The sequence below is a fragment of the Nocardioides sp. TF02-7 genome (assembly GCF_022437945.1).
In the GTDB taxonomy this organism is placed as follows: domain Bacteria; phylum Actinomycetota; class Actinomycetes; order Propionibacteriales; family Nocardioidaceae; genus Nocardioides.
In genome coordinates, this window is record NZ_CP092535.1 from 2,204,846 (window position 1) to 2,229,059 (window position 24,214).

General features: G+C 72.3%; 17 protein-coding genes, 1 tRNA gene and 5 pseudogenes. 14 read left to right on the forward strand and 9 right to left on the reverse strand.

Annotated elements, in window-relative coordinates:
• Positions 1–430 precede the first annotated feature (430 nt).
• The 6 genes and pseudogenes from MF408_RS11305 to thpR all read left to right on the forward strand — a co-directional run bounded on the left by MF408_RS11305 (position 431) and on the right by thpR (position 7,853).
• On the forward strand, positions 431–1,195 hold the full coding sequence (locus tag MF408_RS11305) for a hypothetical protein (protein WP_240251435.1): 765 nt from the start codon (positions 431–433) through the stop codon (positions 1,193–1,195).
• A pseudogene (locus MF408_RS11310) lies at positions 1,173–2,570 on the forward strand (family 78 glycoside hydrolase catalytic domain); the annotation flags it as partial. The gene MF408_RS11305 and the pseudogene MF408_RS11310, both read left to right, overlap by 23 nt.
• A 34-nt stretch (positions 2,571–2,604) precedes the next feature.
• A complete protein-coding gene (locus MF408_RS25350; RefSeq protein ID WP_275693464.1) occupies positions 2,605–3,909 on the forward strand; it encodes an alpha-L-rhamnosidase C-terminal domain-containing protein in 1,305 nt (434 codons plus the stop codon).
• Between the two features lie 49 nt (positions 3,910–3,958).
• The gene (locus MF408_RS11320) at positions 3,959–6,232 is read left to right on the forward strand and encodes an NEW3 domain-containing protein (protein WP_240251436.1); all 2,274 of its coding nucleotides are present in this window, start codon (positions 3,959–3,961) and stop codon (positions 6,230–6,232) included.
• A 216-nt stretch (positions 6,233–6,448) separates the two neighbouring features.
• Positions 6,449–7,281 (forward strand): annotated as a pseudogene (locus tag MF408_RS11325) (VIT family protein).
• Positions 7,281–7,853 carry an RNA 2',3'-cyclic phosphodiesterase gene (thpR, locus tag MF408_RS11330; protein ID WP_240251437.1) on the forward strand — a complete coding sequence of 191 codons (573 nt, stop codon included), beginning with the start codon at positions 7,281–7,283 and terminating at the stop codon, positions 7,851–7,853. The pseudogene MF408_RS11325 and the gene thpR overlap by 1 nt, the downstream one beginning before the upstream one ends.
• A gap of 70 nt (positions 7,854–7,923) precedes the next feature.
• Here the strand turns inward: thpR and pntB are convergent, their stop codons facing one another.
• From pntB to upp, 3 genes are all read right to left on the reverse strand, one after another.
• Positions 7,924–9,387: a Re/Si-specific NAD(P)(+) transhydrogenase subunit beta gene (pntB, locus tag MF408_RS11335; protein ID WP_240251438.1), complete on the reverse strand. Its 1,464-nt coding sequence runs from the start codon at positions 9,385–9,387 to the stop codon at positions 7,924–7,926.
• 9 nt (positions 9,388–9,396) lie between these two features.
• Positions 9,397–10,926, reverse strand: a complete 1,530-nt coding sequence (locus tag MF408_RS11340; RefSeq protein WP_240251439.1) for a Re/Si-specific NAD(P)(+) transhydrogenase subunit alpha — start codon at positions 10,924–10,926, stop codon at positions 9,397–9,399.
• 398 nt (positions 10,927–11,324) lie between these two features.
• The gene (gene upp / locus MF408_RS11345; RefSeq protein WP_240251440.1) at positions 11,325–11,969 is read right to left on the reverse strand and encodes a uracil phosphoribosyltransferase; all 645 of its coding nucleotides are present in this window, start codon (positions 11,967–11,969) and stop codon (positions 11,325–11,327) included.
• Positions 11,970–12,096: 127 nt separating this feature from the next.
• Between upp and MF408_RS11350 the strand changes: the two genes are divergently transcribed.
• The 3 genes and pseudogenes from MF408_RS11350 (at position 12,097) to MF408_RS11360 (ending at position 14,190) form a co-directional block, all read left to right on the forward strand.
• On the forward strand, positions 12,097–12,579 hold the full coding sequence (locus MF408_RS11350) for a tRNA adenosine deaminase-associated protein (protein ID WP_240251441.1): 483 nt from the start codon (positions 12,097–12,099) through the stop codon (positions 12,577–12,579).
• A 26-nt stretch (positions 12,580–12,605) separates the two neighbouring features.
• Positions 12,606–13,038: pseudogene (locus tag MF408_RS11355) on the forward strand (nucleoside deaminase).
• 177 nt (positions 13,039–13,215) lie between these two features.
• Positions 13,216–14,190 carry a hypothetical protein gene (locus MF408_RS11360; protein ID WP_240251442.1) on the forward strand — a complete coding sequence of 325 codons (975 nt, stop codon included), beginning with the start codon at positions 13,216–13,218 and terminating at the stop codon, positions 14,188–14,190.
• A gap of 32 nt (positions 14,191–14,222) precedes the next feature.
• Here the strand turns inward: MF408_RS11360 and eda are convergent, their stop codons facing one another.
• The 4 genes and pseudogenes from eda to MF408_RS11380 all read right to left on the reverse strand — a co-directional run bounded on the left by eda (position 14,223) and on the right by MF408_RS11380 (position 19,036).
• Positions 14,223–14,849: a bifunctional 4-hydroxy-2-oxoglutarate aldolase/2-dehydro-3-deoxy-phosphogluconate aldolase gene (gene eda / locus MF408_RS11365; RefSeq protein ID WP_240251443.1), complete on the reverse strand. Its 627-nt coding sequence runs from the start codon at positions 14,847–14,849 to the stop codon at positions 14,223–14,225.
• A pseudogene (edd, locus tag MF408_RS26870) lies at positions 14,836–16,693 on the reverse strand (phosphogluconate dehydratase). The gene eda and the pseudogene edd overlap by 14 nt, the downstream one beginning before the upstream one ends.
• A 94-nt stretch (positions 16,694–16,787) precedes the next feature.
• Complete coding sequence (zwf, locus tag MF408_RS11375) at positions 16,788–18,275, reverse strand: glucose-6-phosphate dehydrogenase (RefSeq protein WP_240251444.1); 1,488 nt, start codon at positions 18,273–18,275, stop codon at positions 16,788–16,790.
• Positions 18,276–18,367: 92 nt separating this feature from the next.
• On the reverse strand, positions 18,368–19,036 hold the full coding sequence (locus tag MF408_RS11380) for a hypothetical protein (protein ID WP_240251445.1): 669 nt from the start codon (positions 19,034–19,036) through the stop codon (positions 18,368–18,370).
• Here MF408_RS11380 and MF408_RS11385 point away from each other — a divergent pair.
• From MF408_RS11385 to MF408_RS11400, 4 genes and pseudogenes are all read left to right on the forward strand, one after another.
• On the forward strand, positions 19,002–19,553 hold the full coding sequence (locus MF408_RS11385; RefSeq protein ID WP_240251446.1) for an ROK family protein: 552 nt from the start codon (positions 19,002–19,004) through the stop codon (positions 19,551–19,553). The two genes, MF408_RS11380 and MF408_RS11385, sit on opposite strands and share 35 nt — an antisense overlap.
• A gap of 205 nt (positions 19,554–19,758) precedes the next feature.
• A complete protein-coding gene (locus MF408_RS11390) occupies positions 19,759–20,763 on the forward strand; it encodes an aldose epimerase family protein (protein WP_240251447.1) in 1,005 nt (334 codons plus the stop codon).
• A 197-nt stretch (positions 20,764–20,960) separates the two neighbouring features.
• Positions 20,961–22,416, forward strand: a pseudogene (gene pyk / locus MF408_RS11395) (pyruvate kinase).
• Between the two features lie 263 nt (positions 22,417–22,679).
• A tRNA-Ser gene (locus MF408_RS11400) sits at positions 22,680–22,769 on the forward strand.
• 100 nt (positions 22,770–22,869) lie between these two features.
• Here MF408_RS11400 and MF408_RS11405 read toward each other — a convergent pair.
• On the reverse strand, positions 22,870–23,544 hold the full coding sequence (locus tag MF408_RS11405; RefSeq protein ID WP_240251448.1) for a DUF4396 domain-containing protein: 675 nt from the start codon (positions 23,542–23,544) through the stop codon (positions 22,870–22,872).
• A 105-nt stretch (positions 23,545–23,649) separates the two neighbouring features.
• Here MF408_RS11405 and MF408_RS25365 point away from each other — a divergent pair, with 105 nt between their 5' ends.
• Complete coding sequence (locus tag MF408_RS25365; RefSeq protein ID WP_275693410.1) at positions 23,650–23,784, forward strand: hypothetical protein; 135 nt, start codon at positions 23,650–23,652, stop codon at positions 23,782–23,784.
• Positions 23,785–23,805: 21 nt separating this feature from the next.
• Here MF408_RS25365 and MF408_RS11410 read toward each other — a convergent pair whose 3' ends face one another.
• Positions 23,806–24,192, reverse strand: a complete 387-nt coding sequence (locus MF408_RS11410; protein WP_240251449.1) for a hypothetical protein — start codon at positions 24,190–24,192, stop codon at positions 23,806–23,808.
• Positions 24,193–24,214: the final 22 nt, after the last annotated feature.

Here is a 24,214-nt window from a genome sequence, read left to right on the forward strand (position 1 = left end):
CCCTCTCCTGTGGCTGGGGGCTAGTACCCAGCGGGGAGTCGGTGGTACCGGGCGGGTGTGCGGTTTGGGACCAAACCGTGTCGGCCGGCCCTCTCGGTCTGCGGTTTGGGACCAATCCGCAGGGTTCGGGGGTCGCCGGATGCGGTTTGTGACCAATCGTGGGCCGGGGTGAGCGGCGCGCTCGGCGGGCTGTCGAGAGGTGTGCGGTTTGTGACCAAACGTGAGCCGCGAGTGAGTGTCGCTCGGCAAGCTGTCAGAGGTGTGCGGTTTGGGACCAAACCGCGTCCGTCGGCCCTCTCGATCTGCGGTTTGGTCCCAAACCGCAGCCCTCCGCCTCGTCTCACCCCCTGGCCGGATCCGGCCAACCCGGTTGTGACAACGGTCACGGGCCCCTAGGTTGCCGTTGCATCGTTTCAACCTAGGAGCCCGCATGCCTGCCCGCAGCACCCGCACCCTCACCTCCGTCGTCGCGTTCCTCGCCCTCGTCCTCGGTCTCCTCGGCACGGCGCAGGTCGCGGTGGCGCCCGGCGCTGCCGCTGCGGCGAGCGGGATCGCCGTGGAGGGCCTGACGACCAACGGCCGCACCGATCCGCTCGGCATCCCGGGCGACCCGCCGACCTTCGGGTGGGCGTCGACGGCGACGGAGCGGGACGTCGTCCAGTCGGCCTACCAGGTGCGGGTCGCCACCAGCGAGGGCGCGCTCGGCGACGCCGACGTGTGGGACTCCGGCAAGGTGGAGTCCGACCGCCAGGTCGACGTGCAGTACGGCGGGCCCGCGCTCGAGGCGCAGACCCGCTACCACTGGCAGGTCCGGGTGTGGGACGGCGCCGATGAGGCGTCGGCCTGGAGCGAGCCGGCCTGGTTCGAGACCGGGATGCTCAGCGTCGCCGACTGGGGCGACGCGGACTGGATCGCCGCCCCCTCGGGCAACGAGGTCAACCGCTGGACCGACTACACCGCCGACTTCGACTTCTCGATCCAGCGGCATGCCTTCGCGGCGTTCGTCCGCGCGGCCAACGCCGGCAACGCGTACATGTGGCAGGTCAGCGTCGCCGACGGCACCCCCCGGTTCCGCCCCCCACGTGCGCGTCAACGGCAACTACCAGCTTCTCGGCAGCATCGACATCTCCTCGTTCATCTCCGTCCAGGAGCTGACGACCGGCCAGCACACGATGACCGTGCAGGTCGACGGTGACACGGTCACCACCAGCCTCGACGGTGACCAGATCGACAGCCGTACCCTCACCCAGCACGCGAAGGGCTTCGTCGGCTTCCGTTCCGACCACGCCAACGGGACGTTCGAGGAGTTCACCGTCCACAGCGTCTCCGTGGAGGCGGAGTCCGGGGAGACGCTGCTCGACACCGACCTGCAGGAGAGCAACCCGTTCGACGGCGGCACCTGGACCCCGGGCAGCCTCGTCCTCGACCGGCCCACCGACGTGCTCTACCGCTCCACCGACTCCCACCGCCCGCTGCTGCGCACCGAGTTCGCGACCGAGGGCGGCAAGACCGTCGAGCGCGCTCGCGTCTACGCCTCCGCCCGCGGCATCTACGAGCTCAACATCAACGGCGACAAGGTCGGCGACCAGTTCCTCGCCCCGGGTTGGACCGACTACGCCGACCGCATCCAGTCCCAGACCTACGACGTCACCGACCTCGTCGACTCCGGCCAGAACTCCTTCGGCGCCGAGCTCGGCGACGGCTGGTGGGCCGGCAAGGTCGGCATGTGGGGTCCCCGCGTCTACGGCCAGCAGCTCTCCGTGGTCGCCCGGCTCCGGATCGACTACACCGACGGCACCAGCCAGTGGGTCGACACCGACGACACCTGGACCAGCCACCAGGGTCCCTACGTGTTCACCGACAACATCGACGGTGAGACGTACGACGCCCGCTACGAGCAGACCGGCTGGGACCAGCCCGGCTACGACGACGCCGACTGGCAGCCGGTCGAGGTCGCGCCGTCCGCGACCGAGCTGCTCGTGCCGCAGGGCGACGAGCCGGTCCGCGTGACCGAGGAGCTCGTCGCCGTCGAGCGCACCGAGCCGACGCCGGACACCTACATCTACGACCTCGGGCAGAACATGGTCGGCGTCATCCGGGTCGCGCTCCAGGGCGAGGCCGGCGACACCGTCCGGATCCGCTACGGCGAGGAGCTCAACCCCGACGGCACGCTCTACACCGCCAACATGCGTGCGGCCAAGGTGACCGACTACTACACCTTCGCCGACGACGGCACCGCGACGTACGAGCCGAAGTTCACCCAGCACGGGTTCCGGTACGTCGAGATCGTCGGCGTCGACGAGCCGCCGGCCGCTGATGACCTCACCGGCGTGGTCTGGGGCTCCGACCTGCCGGCGACCGGCACCATCGAGACGTCCAGCCCGATGCTCAACCAGCTGGCCAGCAACATCTCGTGGGGCCAGCGCGGCAACTTCCTGTCGATCCCGACCGACACCCCGGCCCGCGACGAGCGGCTCGGGTGGAGCGGTGACATCAACGTCTTCGCCCCCACCGCCAGCTACCTGCGCGACACCCGTGCGTTCCTGCGCAAGTGGATGCAGGACATGAGCGACACCCAGTTCCCCGAACGGCGACCTGCCGGGCATCGCGCCGGAGCCGCCGGGCGTCGGCTGCTGCGGCAGCGGCACCGGCTGGTCCGACGCCGGCATCACGGTGCCGTACGCGCTCTGGGACGCCTACGGCGACGCGTCGATCGCCCGGGAGTTCTACCCGGTGATGACCGCGTTCATGGACTACCTGATCACCCACACCGGCGCGGACCTGATCGACGAGGGCCGCGGCGGCTGGGGGGACTGGCTCCACCTGGACGACCCGACGCCGACCGCGGTGATGGGCACCGCCTACCTGGCCGAGGACGCCCGGATGATGGCGGAGATGGCGGCCGCGCTCGGGAAGGACGCCGACGCGGCGGAGTACGCGCAGCTGTCCGAGGACGTCCGCGCGGCGTTCACCGAGACGTTCGTGTCGCCCGACGGCACCGTCAGCGGCGGCAGCCAGACCGCCTACGCGATGGCGCTCGGCATGGACCTGGTCACCGACGACCAGCTCCGGTCTGCGGTGGCCGCGAAGTTCGTCGCCAAGCTGGCCGCGAGCAACAACCACCTCACGACCGGCTTCCTCGGCACGCCCTGGCTGCTGCCGGCACTGAGCTCGATCGGCCGTGACGACCTCGCCTTCACGCTGCTGATGCACGAGGACTACCCCTCGTGGGGCTACGAGGTCGCCATGGGCGCCACCACGATGTGGGAGCGCTGGAACTCGATCAACCCCGACGGCAGCTTCGGCGACGCCAGCATGAACTCCTTCAACCACTACGCGTACGGCGCGGTGGGCGACTGGATGTACGAGAACGTCGGCGGCATCAGCGCGGCGGAGCCGGGCTACAAGGTCGCCCGGATCGCGCCGAAGGTCGGCGGCGGGCTCACCCACGCCAAGGGCGAGCTGCGCACCGTGTACGGCGACCTGCGCACCGACTGGAACGCCGAGGGCGACGACTTCACGCTGAGCGTCGAGGTCCCGGTCAACACGACCGCCGAGGTCGTGCTGCCCGCCCCGAACGAGTGGGCGGTCCTCGAGGGCGACGGCTTCGCGTCCGACGCCGAGGGCGTGCACGACGTCACGGTGGAGGACGGCACCGTCACGGTGACCGTGGGCTCCGGTGCCTACGACTTCGTCGTCGCACTCGAGACCGGCGACCTCGGCGAGGTGCTCGGCCTGGTCGACGAGGCGGTCGACCACGTCGAGGGCGCGGGCGCCGCGGGCGACCTGACCACCGACGACGCCGACCACCTGACCGCCGGCCTCGGTGCCACCCGCGACGACCTGGTCGCCGCGGTGATGGCCCTGGTCGACGACGACGCGGGAGACCGCCGCCGGGCTCGTCGGTGACGCCCTGGCGGAGGTCCGTGACCTGCGCGAGTGGCTCGCCGGCTCCTCGGTGGACCGGCCGGTCCGCGGGTCCGTCGACGCCCGGCTGCAGCGGATCGAGTCGCGGCTCTCCCGGTCGGCCACCGAGGCGGTCGGCGTCGCCGTGAGCCTGCCCCCGGTGGCGGGCGAGGTGCTGCCCGACAGCGAGGTCGCAGGCACCCTCGACCTCGTCAACGACGGCGACCAGCCGGTCACCGAGCTGACGGCAGAGGTGACCGTCGACGGCTGGGAGCCGGTGACCGTGGAGCTGGCCGAGCTGGGGGCCGGGGAGAGCGTGCAGCTCCCCGTCGCCGCGCAGGTGCCGGCGGACGCCGAGCCCGGCAGCCACGACGCCGCCCTGTCGGTGTCGTTCACCGTCGGCGGCGACACCTACACCTTCGACGACACCACCACCGGCTGGGTGCAGGTCACCTCCGGCATCGAGGTGGGCGAGCCGGACGCCCACCTCGTCGGGGAGGACCCGGCCGAGCGGGCCACGATCGAGGTGCCGCTCACCAACGACGGCACGCGTGACGTGCGGGTGTCGGTCACGGCCGCGCTCCCGAGCGGGTGGGCCGCGGTCCCGTCTGCGGAGGTCGTCGTCCCGGCCGGCGGAGAGGCCACTGCCGAGGTCCCGGTCGCCGTTCCGGTCGACCGGATCGGCGGACCGGTCGCCGTACGCCTCGACGTCGTCCGCTCCGGCAGCACGCTCGCGAGCAGCACGACGGAGCTCGACCTCGAGGTGCCGTTCCCGCCCGCCGCCAACGTCGTCGACCACGTCGACTTCGGTGACGCCACCTCCGAGCAGGCACACGCGCTGCAGGCGTCGCCGAACAGCGGGACCAGCGTCGAGGCCGGTTACACGCGCCGGTACTCGCACTCGGCGTTCCCGGGCTCGTGGTACTCCGTCGAGCTCGACGTCCCGGCCGGCGAGCCGTTCGTGCTGCGGGGTGTGGAGACGTTCGACAAGGCGATCACCAAGAAGTACAACGTCTACGTCGACGACGTGCTCGTGAAGACCCACCTCGTCCCGCGCACCGAGGGCGGACTGGGCATCAAGGTGTACGACACGGTGATCGACCACCCGTCGCTGGCGGACAACGACGGGCGCGTGCGGGTGAGGTTCGAGTTCCCGACCGACGCCGGTGGGTTCGGCGACCCGTCGCTCGCCGACATCTGGGTGCTGCCCTTCGGTGCGGACGCCTCGGCGCCCGACGTCTCGGCGACCGTGGTCGACGGCACCGCTGGCGACGAGGGCTGGTACCGCTCCCCGGTGCGCGTCGCGCTGTCCGCCGTGGACAGCCGGGACGGAGCGCCGCGGATCGAGTACGGCGAGGACGCCGGCTGGCTCGAGTACGTCGGACCGGTGACGTTCGACGCCGAGGGCGAGCACGAGCTGTCGTTCCGGGCGACCGACGCCGCGGGCAACCGCTCGTCGGTGGGCACCCTGCCGGTGCGGATCGACCGGACGGCGCCCGTCACCGAGGTGCGGGTCACCCGCGGCAGCGGGGTCGACGGCTCCGACCGGGCGACCCTCGCGTTCGCCGCGACCGACGCCCTGAGCGGCGTGGCGACGACGGTCTACCGCGTCGACGGCGGATCGTGGTCGACGGTCGGTGACGGCCCGGTGACCGTGGAGGGCTACGGCGACCACGTCGTGGAGTTCGCCTCGACCGACGTGGCCGGCAACGCCGAGCCGGTGCGGCGCACCACGGTGTCGCTCAGCGACGTGGAGTCCGTCGCCGCGGTCGTGCAGCCGCAGGTGTCCGGCACGCCGGTGCTCGGCGCGACGCTCCAGGCGACCCCCGGGTCGTGGAACACCAAGGGGCTCGACCACTCCTTCCAGTGGCTGCGCAACGGGACGCCGATCGGCGGCGCGACCGGGGCGTCGTACCGCCCGGTGAAGGCCGACCTCGGCAAGCGGCTCTCCGTCCGGGTCACCGCCACCAAGGCCGGGCTCGAGCCCGGCGAGGCCACCTCCGCCGCGACCGCGCCGGTGCGCAAGGCGGCGTCGTCGGTGAGGGTGACGGTGAGCTCGACGCAGGTGCGGCCGGGCAAGCAGGTCCGGGTCACCGCCTTGGTCAGCGCGACCGGGGTGAAGGTCGCGGGCAAGGTGCGGGTGCTGGTCGACGGCAAGACCGCCCGCACCCTCCGCCTCAAGGCCGGCAAGGTCGGCCAGGCCGCCAAGGCTGCCGTCAAGGTCCGGATCAAGGGCAAGGGCAAGCACCGGATCGTGGTGCGCTACCTCGGCTCCGGCACCGTCGCTCCGTCGAAGTCGGCGGTGACGGTGGTCAGGGCGCGGTAGGTGGTCGGGGGTCGGGTGGGTGCGGTTTGGGACCAAACCGCATCCGCCCGGGCCCTGGACCTGCGGTTTGGGACCAAACCGCGCCGCTCGAGGGCGTCGGCTTGCGGTTTGTGACCAATCCGCAGGAGTCGGGGGCGTCGGCTTGCGGTTTGGGACCAAACCGTGGAGATCCGGCGCCTCGGCTTGCGGTTTGGGACCAAACCTCACCGATCAGCGATGATCGACCCATGGCCAACGCGACTGCCGGGCAGGGGGCCGCAGGGCGACCCGGCTGCTCGGCCCGAGCGGCCCGCGCAGCCGCAGGACACTCCGCTCGACGTGCCGGACGAGGTCGTGCTGCCGCTGATCGGGGAGCACGGGGGTGAGCCGCACGGCGGCGGGCTCAACGACCGCCTCAACTGGCTGCGCGCCGGCGTGCTCGGCGCCAACGACGGCATCGTGAGCACGGCGGGGATCGTGCTCGGTGTCGCCGGCGCCACCGCCGACCGCACCACGATCCTCGTCGCCGGGGTGGCGGGCGTGGTGGCGGGGGCGATGAGCATGGGTGCCGGCGAGTACGTGTCGGTCTCCACGCAGCGCGACCCGAGGAGGCGCTGCTGGAGACCGAGCGGCGTGAGCTCGCCGAGGAGCCGCTCGACGAGCTCGCCGAGCTGGCGGGCCTCTACGTCGACAAGGGGCTCGACGAGGACCTGGCGCTCGAGGTCGCCCGGCAGCTGACCGCCCACGACGCGCTCGGCGCCCACGCCGAGGCGGAGCTCGGGATCGACCCCGACGACCTCACCAGCGGCTGGAACGCCGCGTTCGCGTCGATGGCGGCGTTCACCGTCGGCGCCCTGCTCCCGTTGCTGACGATCCTGCTCGTCCCGGCGGACCTGCGGGTGTGGGTGACGGTGGCCGCGGTGACGGCGGCCCTGGCGCTCACCGGGTGGCTGAGCGCCCGGTTCGGCTACGGCTCGGCTCGACGCGCGGTGCTGCGCAACGTCGTCGGCGGCCTGCTCGCGATGACGGTCACCCACCTGGTCGGCCAGGCCGTCGGCACCCAGGTCTGATGACGTTGCGCCTGTTCGCCGCGATCGTCCCGCCCCCGGAGGCGGTCGACCACCTCGACGCGTTCCTCGCCCCGCGCCGCGCCGCCGCCGACTTCCGGTGGACCGCCCGCGACCACCTGCACGCCACCCTCGCGTTCATGGCACGTGCGGACGAATGGCGGTTGGAGGAGTACGTCGAGCGGCTCGCCGAGGCGCTCACCGGCGTCCCCGTGCCGGTGGTGCGGCTCGCCGGTCCGGTCGCCTTCCCCAACGTGGCGCACGCGAAGGTGCTCGCCACCGGCGTCGTCGCCGAGTCCGAGGACGCCGACGCGCTGCTCGACCGGATCGCCGGCAAGGCGCGGTCCGCGGCGGTCCGCACCGGGATCGAGGTCGACGGCCAACGGTTCCGGCCGCACGTCACCCTGGCCCGCACCCGGCCGACCGAGGTCAGCAACTGGGTCCGCCTGCTCGAGACGTACGTCGGCCCCGCCTGGCCGGTGACCGAGGTCGAGGTGGTCTCCTCCCACCTGGGCGAGGGACCGCGGCGGGCACCGCGCTACGAGACGGTCGCCGCGGTCGCCGTCGGCCGGTGACCCGCGCCGTTCGCCCCTCGTCGGACTGCCTCGCGCCCGCCGCGAGGAGCGACCGGTCGACGTACGCCGGTCACTCCGGCAGGTCGTGGATGATCTCCTCCACCTTCGCCTTCGCGTCACCGAAAAGCATCGAGGTGTTGTCGCGGAAGAACAGCGGGTTCTGCACGCCCGCGTAGCCGGTGGCCATGGACCGCTTGAAGACGATCACCTCGCGGGCGTTCCAGACCTCGAGGACCGGCATGCCGGCGATCGGGCTGGTCGGGTCCTCGGCGGCGGCGGGGTTGACGGTGTCGTTGGCGCCGATGACGAGGACGACGTCGGTCTCGGGGAGGTCGCCGTTGATCTCGTCCATCTCGAGCACGATGTCGTAGGGGACCTTCGCCTCGGCGAGCAGCACGTTCATGTGGCCGGGGAGCCGGCCGGCGACGGGGTGGATCCCGAACCGGACGGTGACGCCGCGGGCGCGGAGCTTGGCGGTGAGGTCGGCGACGGGGTACTGAGCCTGCGCGACCGCCATGCCGTAGCCGGGGGTGATCACGACCGAGCCGGCGTGGGCGAGGAGGTCGGCGGCGTCGGCGGCGGTGATCTCGCGGTGCTCGCCGTAGTCGGTGTCGTCGGAGACCGGGGCCTCCTGGCCGAAGCCGCCGGCGATGACGGAGACGAACGAGCGGTTCATCGCCTTGCACATGATGTAGCTGAGGATCGCACCGGAGGAGCCGACGAGGGCGCCGGTGACGATGAGCAGGTCGTTGCCGAGCATGAACCCGGCGGCGGCCGCGGCCCAGCCGGAGTAGCTGTTGAGCATCGAGACGACCACCGGCATGTCGCCGCCGCCGATGGCGGCGACCAGGTGGAAGCCGAGGAACAGCGCCAGGACGGTCATCGCGACGAGCGGCACGATCCCGGTGCCGAGGTCGCCGCCGTCGAGCAGCGACTCGTCGGCGACGAACCAGACCGCGAGGCCGGCCGAGACGAGGAGGACGGCGAGGTTGAGCAGGTGCCGCCCGGGCAGCGTCAGCGGGGCCGACTTCATCTTCGCGCTGAGCTTGAGGTTGGCCACGATCGAGCCGGTGAAGGTGACCGCGCCGATGAACACGCCGAGGTAGACCTCGACGTCGTGGATGGTGCCGAGCGAGCCGTGGCCGGGGCCGTGCTCGAGGTAGGAGTTGAACCCGACCAGCACGGCGGCGAGACCCACGAAGCTGTGCAGCATCGCGATCAGCTCGGGCATGCCGGTCATCTCGACGGTGCGGGCCCGCCAGGCGCCGATGACGGCTCCGACGGCCATCGCGACCAGGATGATGGCCAGGGTGACGCCGAGCGCGCGGCCGTCGCCGAGCTCGGCGTTGCGGGCCGCGAGCGCGAACGTCGCCAGCAGGGCGATGCCCATGCCGACCATGCCGGCGATGTTGCCGCGCTTGGCGGTCTCGTGCTTGGACAGGCCGGCGAGGGCGGCGATGAAGCAGATCGCGGCGACGATGTAGCCGGCCTGGATGAGTCCGGGCAGGCGGTCGCTGGTGAGGAGGTCGCTCATCGGTGTCGCTCAGCCCTTCTGGAACATCTGCAGCATGCGCAGGGTGACGAGGAAGCCGCCGAAGATGTTGATGCTGGCCACCAGCACCGCCACCGCCGCCAGCGCCGTGACGAGCGGGTCGTCGCTGCCGACCTGCAGGATGCCGCCGACGAGGATGATCCCGGAGATCGCGTTGGTCTCGGCCATCAGCGGGGTGTGCAGGGCGTGCGCGACGTTGGAGATCACGTAGTAGCCGACGAACACCGCGAGCGCGAACACCGTGAAGTGGTTGAGGAACTCCGCCGGCGAGTACGCCGCGGCGAGCGCGAACAGGACCGCCGCGAGGCCCGCGGCGAAGAGCCGCCGCCGGGGATCGGGCGGTGGCTTCGGTGCCGCCGGCTCCGCGGGCGCCGCGGGGGCCTGCTGCGGCGTGGCCGAGACCTGCACCGGCGGCGGGGGCCACATGCTCTCGCCGTCCTTGACGACGGTGATGCCACGCTGCACGACGTCGTCGAGGTCGAGGGTGAGCTGCCCGTCCTTGGCGGGGGTGAGCAGCTTGAGCAGGTTGACGACGTTGGTGCCGTAGAGCTGGGAGGTCTGGGCGGCGAGCCGGCCGGCGAGGTCGGTGTAGCCGAGGATCGTCACGCCGTTGTCGGTGACGACCCGCTCGTCGGCGACGGTGCCGGCGCAGTTGCCGCCGTTGGCGGCCGCCATGTCGACGATCACGCTGCCGTTGCGCATGCCGGCGACCGTCTCGGCGGTGATCAGCGCGGGCGCGGGCCGGCCCGGGATGAGGGCGGTGGTGATGACGATGTCGGCGGCGCGGGCCTCCTCGTCGTACATCGCCGCCGTGGCGGCCTGCTGCTCGGCGGTCATCTCCTTGGCGTAGCCGTCGGCGCTGACCTCCGCCTCGTAGTCGACCTCAACGAACTGGGCGCCCATCGACTCCACCTGCTCGGCCACCTCCGGCCGCACGTCGAACGCCCGCACCACGGCGCCCATCGCGCTGGCGGCGCCGATCGCCGCCAGACCGGCGACGCCCGCGCCGACGACGAACACCCGGGCCGGCGCGATCTTGCCGGCGGCCGTGACCTGGCCGGTGAACATCCGGCCGAACTCGTGCGCCGCCTCGACGACCGCGCGGTAGCCCGCGACGTTCGCCATCGACGAGAGGACGTCCATCGACTGGGCGCGGGAGATCCGCGGCACCGCGTCCATCGCCAGCGCCGTCACTCCTTGGCCCGCAAGGCGCTCGACGAGCTCGGGGCTGCGCGCCGGAGCCATCATCGCGACGACCGTGGCACCACGGCGGAGCCGCCCGACCTCCTCCACGGTCGGGGCGTTCACCTTCACCACGACGTCGGCCGCCCACACCTCGGCGGCGTCGCCGATCCGGGCGCCGGCGCCGGCGTACGCCTCGTCGGCCTGGTCGGCCCCCGCACCCGCCCCGCTCTCGACCACGACCTCGTACCCCAGCCCCACCAGCTGGGCAGCCGTCTTCGCCGTCGCGGCCACGAGCGACTCGCCCGCCTTCGACTCACGCGGGACACCGATCAGCACGAGGGAGCCTCCTGGGGATCCGGGGGGTGCGGCGGTCGTCAACCTACACAGGCCGGTGGCGGGGGGAATTGGATCGATCAAGAGTGAGACTGGGGGCGGGGAGGATTGCGGTTTGGGACCAAACCGCGTGGATTCGGCACCGTCAGTTGCGGTTTGGTCCCAAACCGCAACTGGCACATGGGCTGCGCCAGAGCCGGGTCGCTGCCGGCGTACTGCGGACGTCCGATGAGCGGGAGGAGGTCGCGTTGGTCGAAGGCATCCGCAGGGCCGCTGTCGCAGACGTGCGACGCCTCGGTGCCGACTATCGGTGTCGGGACCTGATGCCGCCGATGGGGAACCGGGCGGCCGCTCGGGGAGCGCATCCGGCGCGAGGCCACGCCCTCGTCGGGTGACCTGCGTCAGCCGCCGACGACGCCGTACAACCGGTCGCCGGCGTCGCCGAGGCCGGGGACGATGTAGCCCTTCTCGTTGAGCCGTTCGTCCATGGCGGCGGTCACCACGGTGACGGGGACGTCGAGGCCGGCGAGGTCCTGCTCGAGCCGGTCGCAGCCCTCGGGTGCGGCCAATAGGCAGATCGCGGTGATGTGGTCGGCTCCCCGGTCGGTGAGGAACCGGACCGCAGCTGCCAGCGTGCCGCCGGTCGCGAGCATCGGGTCCAGCACGTAGCACTGGCGCCCGGAGAGGTCCTCCGGGAGCCGCTCGGCGTACGTCGTCGCCTCCAGGGTCTCCTCGTTGCGGACCATCCCGAGGAAGCCGACCTCGGCCGTCGGGAGCAGCCGCATCATCCCGTCGAGCATCCCGAGACCGGCACGCAGGATCGGCACCACCAGCGGCCGCGGGCTGGCGAGGCGCACGCCCGTGGTCGGCGAGACCGGCGTGACGATGTCGCACTGCTCGACCCGCACGTCGCGAGTGGCCTCGTAGGCGAGCAGGGTGACGAGCTCGTCGGCCAGGCTGCGGAACGTCGGGGAGTCGGTGTCGCGGTTGCGGAGCACGGTCAGCTTGTGGGCGACGAGCGGGTGGTCGACGACCTGGGTGCGCATGCCTGCACCCTATTGGCCGCCTCGGGGTGCGAGTAGCCCGGCAAACCCCTGGCCCTGTCCGGACCGGCGTGCCACTCTGGACGTCGGAGGCCGGGTGCACGGCTCGGCGCAGAGCGAGGAGGACGTCGTGGTTCCCGACGATGACGTCGACTACGCCGTCGCCGCCTTCCATGAGGGAGGCGTCTGGCAGGTGGCCGAGCTCGCCCACGACCACGCCGCCGACATCGAAGGCCTCGCTGCGGCACTGCGCAGGTTCCCCAGCGACCACGGGGCGCTCGGGATGGTCGCCGTGGCGGAGGACTTCTTCGTCCTCGTGCGTGTCGCCGGGCCGCGGACGCGCGTGCTGCTCTCGGACATCACCGCCGCGACCGACTTCGAGCTCGCCGCATCGGCCGTCGACTTCCTCCACCTGCCGCAGCCCGAGTACGGCGACGAGCGGGAGGCCGCCGGCGACCTCGGCCTGCTCCGCGACCTCGGCGTACGAGCGATCGACCTCGCGGTGCTCCTCGACGACGAAGAGCTCCACCCGGACGAGCTGCTCAGCGACGTCGCGCAACGACTGGGCTTCGGCCGGCTGTTCGACGACGCGATCGGCCTCACCTCGGCGTGAGCGCGCAGGACCGTTGGCGGGAGCCGATGCTCGCCGCCCTCGAGGAGGCCCGCGCCGCCCTCGCCACCGGTGACGTGCCGATCGGTGCCGTCGTGCTCGACACCGACGGGGTGCTGCTCGGCGCCGGGCGCAACCTGCGCGAGGCCGCCGCCGACCCGACGGGTCACGCCGAGGTCGTCGCGCTGCGGGCGGCCGCACAGAAGCGCGGGGGAGTGGCGGCTCGACGGTTGCACGCTTGTGGTGACGATCGAGCCGTGCACCATGTGCGCCGGAGCCGCCGTGCTCGCCCGCGTCGAGCGGGTGGTGTTCGGCGCCTGGGACGCCAAGGCAGGTGCGGTCGGCTCCCTGTGGGACGTGGTGCGCGACCGCCGGCTCAACCACCGGCCGGAAGTGGTGTCCGGCGTGCTGGCCGACGAGGCGGCGGGGTTGGTGGAGGGGTTCTTCGGGGGGCGGCGGTGAGGCGGAGCTTGCGGTTTGGGACCAAACCGCCGGGATCAGGCCGCTGAACCTGCGGATTGGTCCCAAACCGCACCCACCGGGCCCGCTGGCGTCCACAACCCGCCCGAACCACCCAGTTCTCCACAGCCGATCCGCCGCCCAGACCTTGCTGCCGGTTCGCCGGTGCAACCTGCCGGCATGGACCTCGATTCCGATCTGCCCATTCGCGGTGAGATACGCGGCTCCGGCGTCCGGCGCGTCAGCCACGGCGTGGGCCTGACCGTCCGGGACGACCTGGACTCGACGCAGGAGTTCCACCGGGAGCTGCGCGCGATGCTGCTGGTACTGCCGCCCGATGCGGTGTTCACCCACGTGACCGGCGCGAAGCTGCTCGGCTGGCGGCTGCCGGCGCTGCCCGAGCAGACGCCGTACTTCGCCGCCACGAGGGCTGACCGACGACCGCGCCGCCCAGGGCTGATCTGCTCCCGGCTCACACACGACTCCGACGGGAGCAGCGTGGCGGGCCTGCCTGTCGAGGCGCCCGAGGAGATCCTCCTCCGGTGCGCGCGGGACCTCGGGGTCCTCGACCTGACCATCCTGATCGACGCCGCGCTGGAGCGAGGACACCTGGATCCCCAGAAGATGGAGGAGATCCTTGCCACCGGCCGCCCGGGTGTCGTCCGACTACGGCGGGCATGGAAGCTGGCGGACCCGAAAGCTCAATCGGCCGGCGAGACCCTGCTCCGTGTCTTCCACGATGTGATGGACGTGTCGGTCGAGAGCCAGTACGAGATCCACGACGACGAAGGCCGCTTCCTGGGACGAGGCGACCTGCGCGTGGTCGGCACCAACCTGATCCACGAGTACGACGGAGCGGGCCACCGCGGGAAGGGACAGCATCGCACCGACCTGCGCCGGGAACGCGCATGGTCGACGACGGCCTACCGGCGCAACGGGTTCACCCTGGACGACCTGCTGAACCACGCCGCCGTGGTGATGCACGAGCTGGACCGGCTGCTGGACCGTCCGCACCGACCGGCGCGCCTCGCGCGTTGGCACTCCCTGGTCGAGGAGTCGCTCTACTCCGAGACCGGCCGGACGCGGGTCATGAACCGCTGGAAGCGACAGATGGGGGTGGTGGAATGGTCAAGGTCCGCTGGTCGGGGCGGGTGATCTCAGCGGATTGGGACCAAACCGCATCGCACTCACCCCCGCAGCCCCGCCGCCTCCCCCGCCAACCCCTCGATCCGCCCCCAGTCAGCGGCCTCGACGACATCGGCGGGAGCGAGCCACGAGCCGCCGACGCATCCGACGTTCGGGAGGGCGAGGTACGCCGCCGCCGTCGCCGCGGTGATCCCGCCGGTGGGGCAGAACCGGGCGTCCGGCACCGGCGAGGCGATCGCCTTCAGGTAGGCCGCCCCGCCGGCGGCCTCGGCGGGGAAGAACTTCATCTCGGTGAACCCGGCCTCGAGGACCGCCAGCACCTCCGAGACCGTCGACGTGCCGGGGAGGAACGGCAGGCCGGTCCCGGCCATGGCGTCCAGCAGTGCGGGGGTCGCGCCGGGGGAGACGAGGAACCTGGCTCCCGCCTCCTGCGCCAGCTTCGCCTGCTCCGGGCGCACCACGGTGCCGGCGCCGACGAGGATCTCGGGCACCTCGGCCGCGATCGCCCGGATCGCGTCGAGCGCGGCGGGGGTGCGCAGGGTGAGCTCGATCGCGGGCAGTCCGCCGGCGACCAGGGCGCGGGCGAGGGGCACGGCGCGGGTGGCGTCGTCGATCACCACCACCGGCATGACCGGTACGACGTCCAGCACGGACTCACGCGTCGACAACTGCACTCTCCTCCGTCATCGCCCAGCGTCCGAAGACGCTGGCACCCTCGTCGGCCGGCCCGATACCGGCGCGGAACACCGCGAACAGCTCGCGCCCGGTGCCCACCCACTCGTTGTCGAGCGCGGGTCTGCCGGTCGCCTCCCGCGCGGACAGGTCGGCCGCGACCTCCAACCGGCCGGTCGAGGCGTCGACCGTGACAATGTCGCCGTCGCGTACCCGCGCGAGCGGCCCGCCGACGGCCGCTTCGGGGGTGACATGGATGGCGGCGGGCACCTTGCCCGAGGCCCCTGACATCCGTCCGTCGGTCACGATCGCCACCCGTTGCCCGCGGTCCTGCAGCACGCCGAGCGCCGGGGTCAGCTTGTGCAGCTCGGGCATGCCGTTCGCCGCCGGCCCCTGGTAGCGGATCACCGCGACGAGATCCCGTCCGTCGAGCTCTCCACGGCCGAACGCCGCGAGGAAGTCGGCCTGGTCGTCGAACACCATCGCCGGTGCGCGCACCACGCGGTGCTCGGGCGCGACGGCCGAGGTCTTGACCACCGCGGTGCCGAGCGGGCCCGTGAGCATCTTGACCCCGCCGTCGGTGGCGAACGGGTCGGAGGTCGGCCGGAGCACGGTGGGGTCAAGGCTGGTCTCCGGCCCGTCGACCCAGGTCAGTCCCGCACCCTTCCCGTCCCTCAGCAGCCGCGGCTCACAGGTGTAGCGCGAGAGCCCGCGTCCGACGACGGTGTGCACGTCCTCGTGCAGGAGGCCGTGCTCCAGCAGGGTCCGCACCAGGTAGCCCACGCCCCCGGCGGCGTGGAAGTGGTTCACGTCCGCCGATCCGTTGGGGTAGACCCGCGCGAGGAGCGGGACGACCGCCGAGAGGTCGGAGAGGTCCTGCCAGGTGAGCAGGACGCCACGCGGCGCGGGCGATCGCGACCAGGTGCAGGGTGTGGTTGGTGGAGCCGCCGCTCGCGAGCAGGGCGACACAGGCGTTGACGACGGCCTTCTCGTCCACCAGCTCGCCCACCGGGACCGGTCCACCGCTCTGCGCCGTGATCCCGACCGCGGTCTCCGCGGCGGCCCGCGTGAGCGCGTCGCGCAGCGGAGTCCCCGGGTTGACGAACGAGGAGCCGGGCAGGTGGAGCCCCAGCACCTCCATCAGCAGCTGGTTGGAGTTGGCGGTGCCGTAGAAGGTGCAGGTCCCGCGGGAGTGGTACGACGCCGCCTCGGCCTCGAGCAGCTCCTCGCGGCCGACCAGGCCCTCGGCGTACTGCTGCCGCACCCTGGCCTTCTCCTTGTTGGGCAGGCCCGACGTCATCGGACCGGCCGGCACGAAGACCGTCGGGAGGTGCCCGAAGGACAACGCGCCGATCAGCAGCCCGGGCACGATCTTGTCGCAGACGCCGAGCATCAGCGCGCCGTCGAACATGTCGTGCGACAGCGCGATCGCGGTCGCCATCGCAATCACGTCGCGGCTGTACAGCGACAACTGCATGCCGTCGCGGCCCTGGGTGATGCCGTCGCACATCGCCGGTACGCCGCCGGCGACCTGGGCGATCCCACCGGCGCGGATGATCGCGTCCTTGAGGACCGGCGGGTAGTCGACGTACGGCTGGTGCGCCGAGAGCATGTCGTTGTAGCTGGTGACGATGGCGAGGTTGGGCTTCCCGCCGCGGCGCAGCACCGCCTTCTCCTCCGGCTCCGCGGCGGCGAAGCCGTGGGCGAGGTTGGCGCAGCCGAGGCGCGTCCGTGCCGGCACCCGCTCGGCAGCGGACCGGATCCGCTCCAGGTACGCCGCCCGGGTGCGCGCGCTCCGCTCCACGATCCGCTCGGTGACCGCCGCGACGGTCGGGTGCAGAGCGGGGGGACCTGCGGTTTGGGACCAAACCGCGCCTCCGAGCCGCTCGAGGGTGCGGTTTGGGACCAAACCGCACCGCGCGGGACCTCCGGCCTCACGCCACCGACTCCTGCCACGCACGCCCGTCGCGGGCCAACAGGATCGCGGCTTCGACCGGGCCGGTCGATCCGGCGGCGTACGTCGTGGGCACCTCGTCGCGATCCGACCACCGTCGCAGGATCGGCTCCACCCATTGCCAGGCCGCCTCGACCTCGTCGCGGCGCATGAACAGCGTGGGGTTGCCGCGGATCACGTCCATCAGCAGCCGCTCGTAGGGCTCCGGGCAGCGCTCCCGGAAGGTGGTCGCATAGCTGAGGTCGAGCGAGACCGGCCGCAGCCGGATCCCGCCCGGTCCCGGGACCTTGGCGGTGAGGTGCAGCTGCATGCCCTCGTCGGGCTGCAGGCAGATCGTCAGCCGGTTCGGCACCGTAGTGCCCTGGCTGCCGGGGAACATGGCGTGCGGCGGCTCCTTGAAGACCACCTCGATCGTCGAGTGGCGGCGACCCAGTCGCTTCCCGGTCCGCAGGTAGAACGGCACGCCGGCCCAGCGCCAGTTCTGCACCTCGGCGCGGACCGCGACGAAGGTCTCGGTGGTGCTGTCGCGGCCGAGGTCGTCGGCGTACGACGTCACCGCCTCGCCCTCGACGTGCCCGCGCCCGTAGCGTCCGCGGACCGTGTCGCGGTCGACGTCCTCGCGCTGCATCGGCTTGAGCGCCTGGAGGACCTTGAGCTTCTCGTCGCGCACCGTGTCGGGACCGACGTACGTCGGAGGCTCCATCGCGACGAGGCACAGCAGCTGCAGCAGGTGGTTCTGCACCATGTCGCGGAGGGCGCCGGAGCGGTCGTAGTAGCCGGCCCGGTCCGCGACACCGAGGGTCTCGGAGACGGTGATCTGCACGTGGTCGACCCAGCGGGAGTTCCACAGCGGCTCGAGGAAGGTGTTGGCGAACCGGGTGACCAGGAGGTTCTGGACGCTCTCCTTCCCCAGGTAGTGGTCGATCCGGTAGATCTGCTGCTCCTCGAAGACCCGCCCGACGGCGTCGTTGATCCGACGGGAGGACTCGAGGTCGTGGCCGAGCGGCTTCTCCATCACCAGCCGGCAGGTGGGGGTCACGACGCCGAGCTCGTCGAGGCGGGTGCAGATCGGGTCGAAGAGCTGGGGCGCGACCGCGAGGTAGTACACGCGGATCGCGTGCTCCGGGTCGGAGCGGTCCTTGAGCAGGGCGTGCAGCGTGTGCCAGTCCTCGGGACGGTCGGCGTCCAGCGTGAGGTGGTGCACGCGGTCGAGGAGGCGGCGTACGACGGCCGGGTCGAGGTCGTCGGCGGCGACGTGCTGCTCGACCGCCTCCGCGACGATCGCCCGGTAGTCCGCGTCGTCGAGCCCCTGCCGGGACGCACCGATGATCCGCGTCGTGGCAGGAAGCTGCCCCTCACGCTCGCGCTGGTAGAGGCCGGGGAGCAGCTTGCGCCGGGCGAGGTCGCCGGTGCCGCCGAAGATCACGAAGTCGCAGGCGGGGAGGACGAGGTCGGGTTCGGTGCTCACGAGTGGCGAGCGTAGTGCCGAATGAGGTCCGATGTAAGCCATACTTAGGCCTTTTTCAGGACAAAGTGGCCGTGGCTTAGGTTGTCCCCATGTCAGAGGTGGTGTCCCCCGCGGCGCTGCGCAGCGGTGCGACCGCAGGCGAGCTGCTGGAGCTGGTGCGCGCCGGCCGGGCGGCGACCAGGTCGGAGCTGCGGCGGATCACCGGTCTCTCGCGGACGGCGGTGGCCAGCCGGGTCGCGACCCTCGTCGACGCCGGGCTGCTGGTCCCAGGGGTGACGCTGGCGCAGACCGGGGGCCGACCGGCGGGCAATCTGGTGTTCAACACCGACGCCGGCACGGTGCTCGCGGCGGCGATCGGTCGCTCCCGCTCCCAAGTGGCGGTCTTCGACCTGGGTGGTGAGGAGCTGGCCTCCTCCGCCGTCGACCACGAGGTCGGCGCCGGGCCGGACGCTGTGATGCCCGGCGTGGCCGAGCAGCTCCGCACGCTGCTCGACGACTCGCTGCCGCCGGTGCTCGGTGTCGGGATCAGCCTGCCGGGGACCGTCGACCCGGTGCGGGGTGTCAGCGTCGACACGCCGGTGATGGCGGGGTGGGACGGCGTCGAGCTGGCGCCGTACCTCGCCGACGTCACCGACGCCCCGTTGTTCGTCGCCGGCGACGCCGACGCCCCTCGCCCGCTCCGAGCGCAGCGAGGGGCACGCGCTGCGGTTCGCGGACCTGCTGGTCGTGAAGGCCTCGACGGGCCTCGGGCTCGGCATCATCGCCGACGGCCGGATCGTCTCGGGCTCACGCGGCGGGGCGGGCGACATCGGGCACACCAAGGTCCCGGCCGCTGCCGACCGGCCGTGCCGCTGCGGCGCCACCGGCTGCCTCGAGACCGTCGCCGGCGGTTGGGCGCTCGTCGCCGAGCTGCAGCACCAGGGCCGACCGGTCGAGCACATCCGCGACCTCGTCTCGGTCGCGGTCGACGGCGACGCCGGCGCCAAGCAGCTGCTCCGTGAGAGCGGTCGCCGGCTCGGCGAGGTCATGGCCGTCGCCATCAACCTCCTCAACCCGCAGGCCGTCGTCCTCGGCGGCGACATGCCAGCGGCCTTCGACGTGTACGCCGCCGGCGTACGGGAGAGCGTCTACGCCCTCTCCACCGCCCTCGCGACCCGGGAGCTGCAGGTCCTGCCGGCGACCTACGGCGACCGGGCCGGCCTGGTCGGCTGCGCGGTCACCGCGCTCGACGAGGTGCTGCGGCCGTCGGCGGTGGATGCGCGGCTGCGGGGTGGGTGAGCGGTGCTGCGGTTTGGGACCAAACCGCAGGACCGAGCACTGGGACATGCGGTTTGGGACCAAACCTCAGCCGCTGAGCTGCTCGCGCTGCGGTTTGGTCCCAAACCGCAGCCCGGCAGCTCCCTCAGGTGCGGTTTGGTCCCAAACCGCAAACGTCGCCCCCGCCTTCTCCCCCGACACCATCCCGCTGGCTACCGTTCTCCGCGTGACGTCGAACCCGGTCGAGACCCTGGTCCTGGGCGGCGCTCCCGGGCCCGAGCTGCACCTGCTGACCCTCGGGGCCACCGTGCACCGGCTGGTGGTGACCGGCGGTGACGGCGTACGACGAGACGTGGCCGTCGGGCTGCCGGGGCCTGAGGAGCTGCTCGCGTCCACGGCCTACCTGGGCGGGACGATCGGGCGCTACGCGAACCGGATCGCCGGCGGGCGGTTCGAGATCGACGGGGAGCCGGTCGAGGTCGGGGTGCACGATCGCGGCAACCACCTCCACGGCGGGCCGGACGGGTTCGACCGGCGGGTGTGGGACGTCGTCGACCGGTCGGCACGCTCGGCCCGGCTGCGGCTGGTCAGTCCGGACGGCGACCAGGGGTTTCCCGGCGAGGTGACCGCCGACGCGGCGTTCGCGGTGACCGACGACGCGGTGGAGATCGAGCTCACCGCGGTCACGACCCGGCCGACGGTGGTCAACCTGACCAGCCACGCCTACCTCAACCTCGACGGTGGCGGCACCGCCGACGACCACCTCCTCCAGGTGCCCGCGTCGACCTACACCCCCGTCGACGAGACCGGCATCCCGCTCGGTGGGCACGAGCCGGTGGACGGTACGCCGTTCGACCTCCGCACGCCGGTGCGCGTCGGTGACGTGGTCCGCACCCCGCACCCCCAGCTGGTCGACGCGCAGGGCGTCGACCACAACCTGGTCGTCGACGGCGACGGTTGGCGCCGCGTCGCCGCGTTGACGTCGCCGCGCACGTCGACCCGTGCGGAGCTGTGGAGCGACCAGCCGTGCCTGCAGGTCTACACGGGCAACTTCCTGGACGGTACGGCGGTCTCCCGCGACGGCCGGTTGCTCCGTCAGGGCGACGGCATCGCGCTCGAGCCGCAGCTCGCCCCCGACACCCCGCACCACCCCGAGTGGCCGTCGGCGGTGCTGCGGCCGGGCGAGACCTACCGCGCGCGCATCGCCTGGCGGTTCTCCGCTGCGCGCTGACCCTCGTCGGCGTCCGCGGTGGGGCGCCGTGCGCGACCGTGGCGCCGGAGCCAACTAGCCTCAGGAGGTGAGAGCGCACGACGGACGAGAGGAAGAGGCACCGCATGAGGTCAGGACCGCACCACCGGAGCGCCGTACGACGGGGCGCGGCGCGGTGACGGCGCTGGCAGGGGCGACCTCGCCCGCGGCACCCACCTGTGCGCTCCCCGCGCGGCCGGCGCAGCAAGATCGTCTGCACCCTCGGGCCGGCGACCGCCGCGCCCGGCCGGCTCGAGGCCCTGGTCGCGGCCGGGATGGACGTCGCGCGGCTCAACATGAGCCACGGCAGCCACACCGACCACGCCGAGGCCTACCGCCAGGTCCGTGCGGCGTCGGAGGCGACGGGGCACGGCGTCGCCGTCCTCGCGGACCTGCAGGGGCCGAAGATCCGGCTCGAGCGGTTCGCCGGCGGGCCGGTGCGGCTCGAGCGGGGGCAGGAGTGGACGATCACCACCCGCGACGTCGTCGGCGACGCAAAGGTCTGCGGGACGACGTACAAGGGGCTTCCCGGTGACGTCTCGCCCGGTGACCCGATCCTGATCGACGACGGCAAGGTCAAGCTCCGCGTCGTGGGTGTGGAGGACACCGACGTCACCACCGAGGTGCTCGTCGGCGGCCCGGTGAGCAACAACAAGGGCATCAACCTGCCGGGGGTGGCGGTCTCGGTGCCGGCGCTGTCGGAGAAGGATGCCGAGGACCTGCGGTTCGCGCTGCGGCTGGGTGTCGACTTCGTCGCGCTGAGCTTCGTCCGCAGCGCGGCCGACGCGGCCGACGTGCGCCGGATCATGGACGAGGAGGGCATCCGGGTTCCCGTCATCGCGAAGATCGAGAAGCCCCAGGCGGTGGCGGCTCTCGACGAGATCGTCGACGCGTTCGACGGGTTCATGGTCGCGCGCGGCGACCTCGGCGTGGAGTGCCCGCTCGAGGAGGTGCCATTCCTCCAGAAGAAGGTCGTGGAGAAGGCCCGGAGGCAGGCCAAGCCGGTCATCGTCGCGACCCAGATGCTCGAGTCGATGGTCACCAACCCCGCGCCGACCCGCGCCGAGGCCAGCGACGTGGCCAACGCCGTGCTCGACGGCGCCGACGCGGTGATGCTCTCCGGCGAGACCAGCGTGGGGGAGCACCCCGTGCACACCGTCGAGACGATGGCGCGGATCGTGGCCGCCACCGAGGCGCACGCGCTGGAGCGGACCGCGGTCGGCCGGCAGTTCGGGTCCATCGAGTGGGACCCCCACACCCGGTCCGGGATCATCACGAAGGCGGCCGAGGAGGTCGCCGTTCGGGCGGGGGGCGCGGTACGTCGTCGCGTTCACGCAGTCCGGCGACTCCGCCCGCCGCGTCGCGCGGCTCCGCAGCGGCATCCCGGTCCTGGCGTTCACGCCGGTGCCCAAGGCGCGCGCCCAGCTCTCCCTGACCTGGGGCGTCGAGGCATTCCTCACCGACCCGGTGCAGACCACCGACGACATGGTGCGCCAGGTCGACGAGGAGCTGCTGCGGCTGGGTCGGGTCGCGGAGGACGACCTGGTCGTCATCGTGGCCGGCAGCCCACCCGGCATCCCCGGCTCCACCAACTTCCTGCGGCTGCACCGGATCGGGGACGCCACGGAGTCGTGAGGAGGGCTGGGACGTGCGGTTTGGGACCAAACCGTCTGCCTGAGGCTCACGGTGCTGCGGTTTGGGACCAAACCGTCTGCCTGAGGCTCACGGAGCTGCGGTTTGGGACCAAACCGTCCGGCTGAGGCTCGGTGAGCTGCGGTTTGGGACCAAACCGCGTCCAGGAGCCGCCCCGACCTGCGGTTTGGGACCAAACCTCATCACCCCGCCCCACCCCGAGCCCGATTTCCAGCCACTCCCGGTGCTCCGGTAGCCTCTCCGGCGGTGGCGTGTCCGAGCGGCCTAAGGAGAACGCCTCGAAAGCGTTTGTGGGTGCAAGCCCACCGAGGGTTCAAATCCCTCCGCCACCGCCATCAGCCCCCGAGCGAGTCGGGGTGACGCGAGATCCCGTCCAGGTGTCCCCGGGCGGGATCTCGCTGCATCGGACGGACGCCACGTTCCCGCCGCGGCTGGTCATCCCGCAACGACCGCCGCGTGCGGGTCGCCGTCGTCGTCGCCGAGCTCGTCGGCGAGTGAGACGGTGAAGCCGCCGAGCAGGAAGGCGAGGAGGGCGGCCACGAGGGTCGAGGTGGCGAGGTCGGGGACGAACCGCCGGGCCCCGGTGGGCGCGGGTGCGCCGTGGTACTCGTGGGTCAACGCGTGACCCTTGCCGCGGCGCAGCAGGTAGCGGTTGACGGGGTACGCCGCCGCGAAGGCCGCCGCGAGGGCGACGGTCATCGAGACCCAGAAGACCGTGTTGACCAGGCCCGCGTCCATGGCGCCGGGGATGAGGGCCATGACGAGGTTGTCCACCACCTCCATCGTCGCGATCGACAGGGTGTCGGCAGCGACGACGACACCGAGGGCGGCGCCGACGCCGAGCCCGGCACGCACCAGGGGGAACGTCGAGAGGGTGTAGCCGAACACGAACGCCAGGCCGACCGCCAGCACGATCGTCCACCCGGTGGGGAGCCCGAGGGCGGTGCCGATCATCAGGCCGGCGATCTCGCCGATGGCGCACCCGGTGAGGCAGTGGAGCGTCGCGCTCAGGGCCATGGCCCCGACCGCGCCGCCGTGGGCGTCCGCGTGACCGGTGTGACCGGCATGATCGGCATGACCGGCGTGACCGGCATGGTGCTCGTGATCCATCGCTCTTCCTCCTGGTCGGGGTCGCCAGCCCAACATACCCCCCATGGGTATCTATTCCGACCGGCTCCCTGCATCGACCTCCGCGCCCCTGGGTACCTTCGCCCCATGAAGCTGATGAAGGCAGCGGCCGTCGCAGGGGTCGCGAAGAAGGTGTACGGCGAGGCCCGCAAGCCCGAGAACCAGGCGCGGATCCGGTCCGCGGTCGAGAAGGTGAGGTCGCGGGGCCGCAAGACGCGCTGACCGACCGGTCAGCAGGGGCCGTCAGCGGCGCCCGACGCCCTTGCTCGGCTGCAGCCTGCCCAGGCAGACCGCCACCAGGACGCCCGGTTGCTCGCGCTGGAAGACCGCCCAGCCATCGTCGAAGGACACCAGCCGGGTGTGGCCCCGCTCGTCGCGGACCAGGGCGCTCTCCGGGATCACGTCCGCCCCGAACCCGGTCGTCGAGCAGCGGTGGCGCTCGAGCATCCGGCTGAGCGCGCGCTCGTCGCCCGAGAGGCCGAGGTGGTCGGCGGGCGGCTGCGGGGACGACAGGACGCTCATCGCGCCCAGGCCGAGCAGCAGCGTCAGCGCCGCCGACGTGAGCGCCGTACGGACCGACGTCGCGGCATGGCGGAGCCAGCCGTCGCCACCAACCACGTCGTCCTCCAAGACCCCATGCGAACCGCGTGCG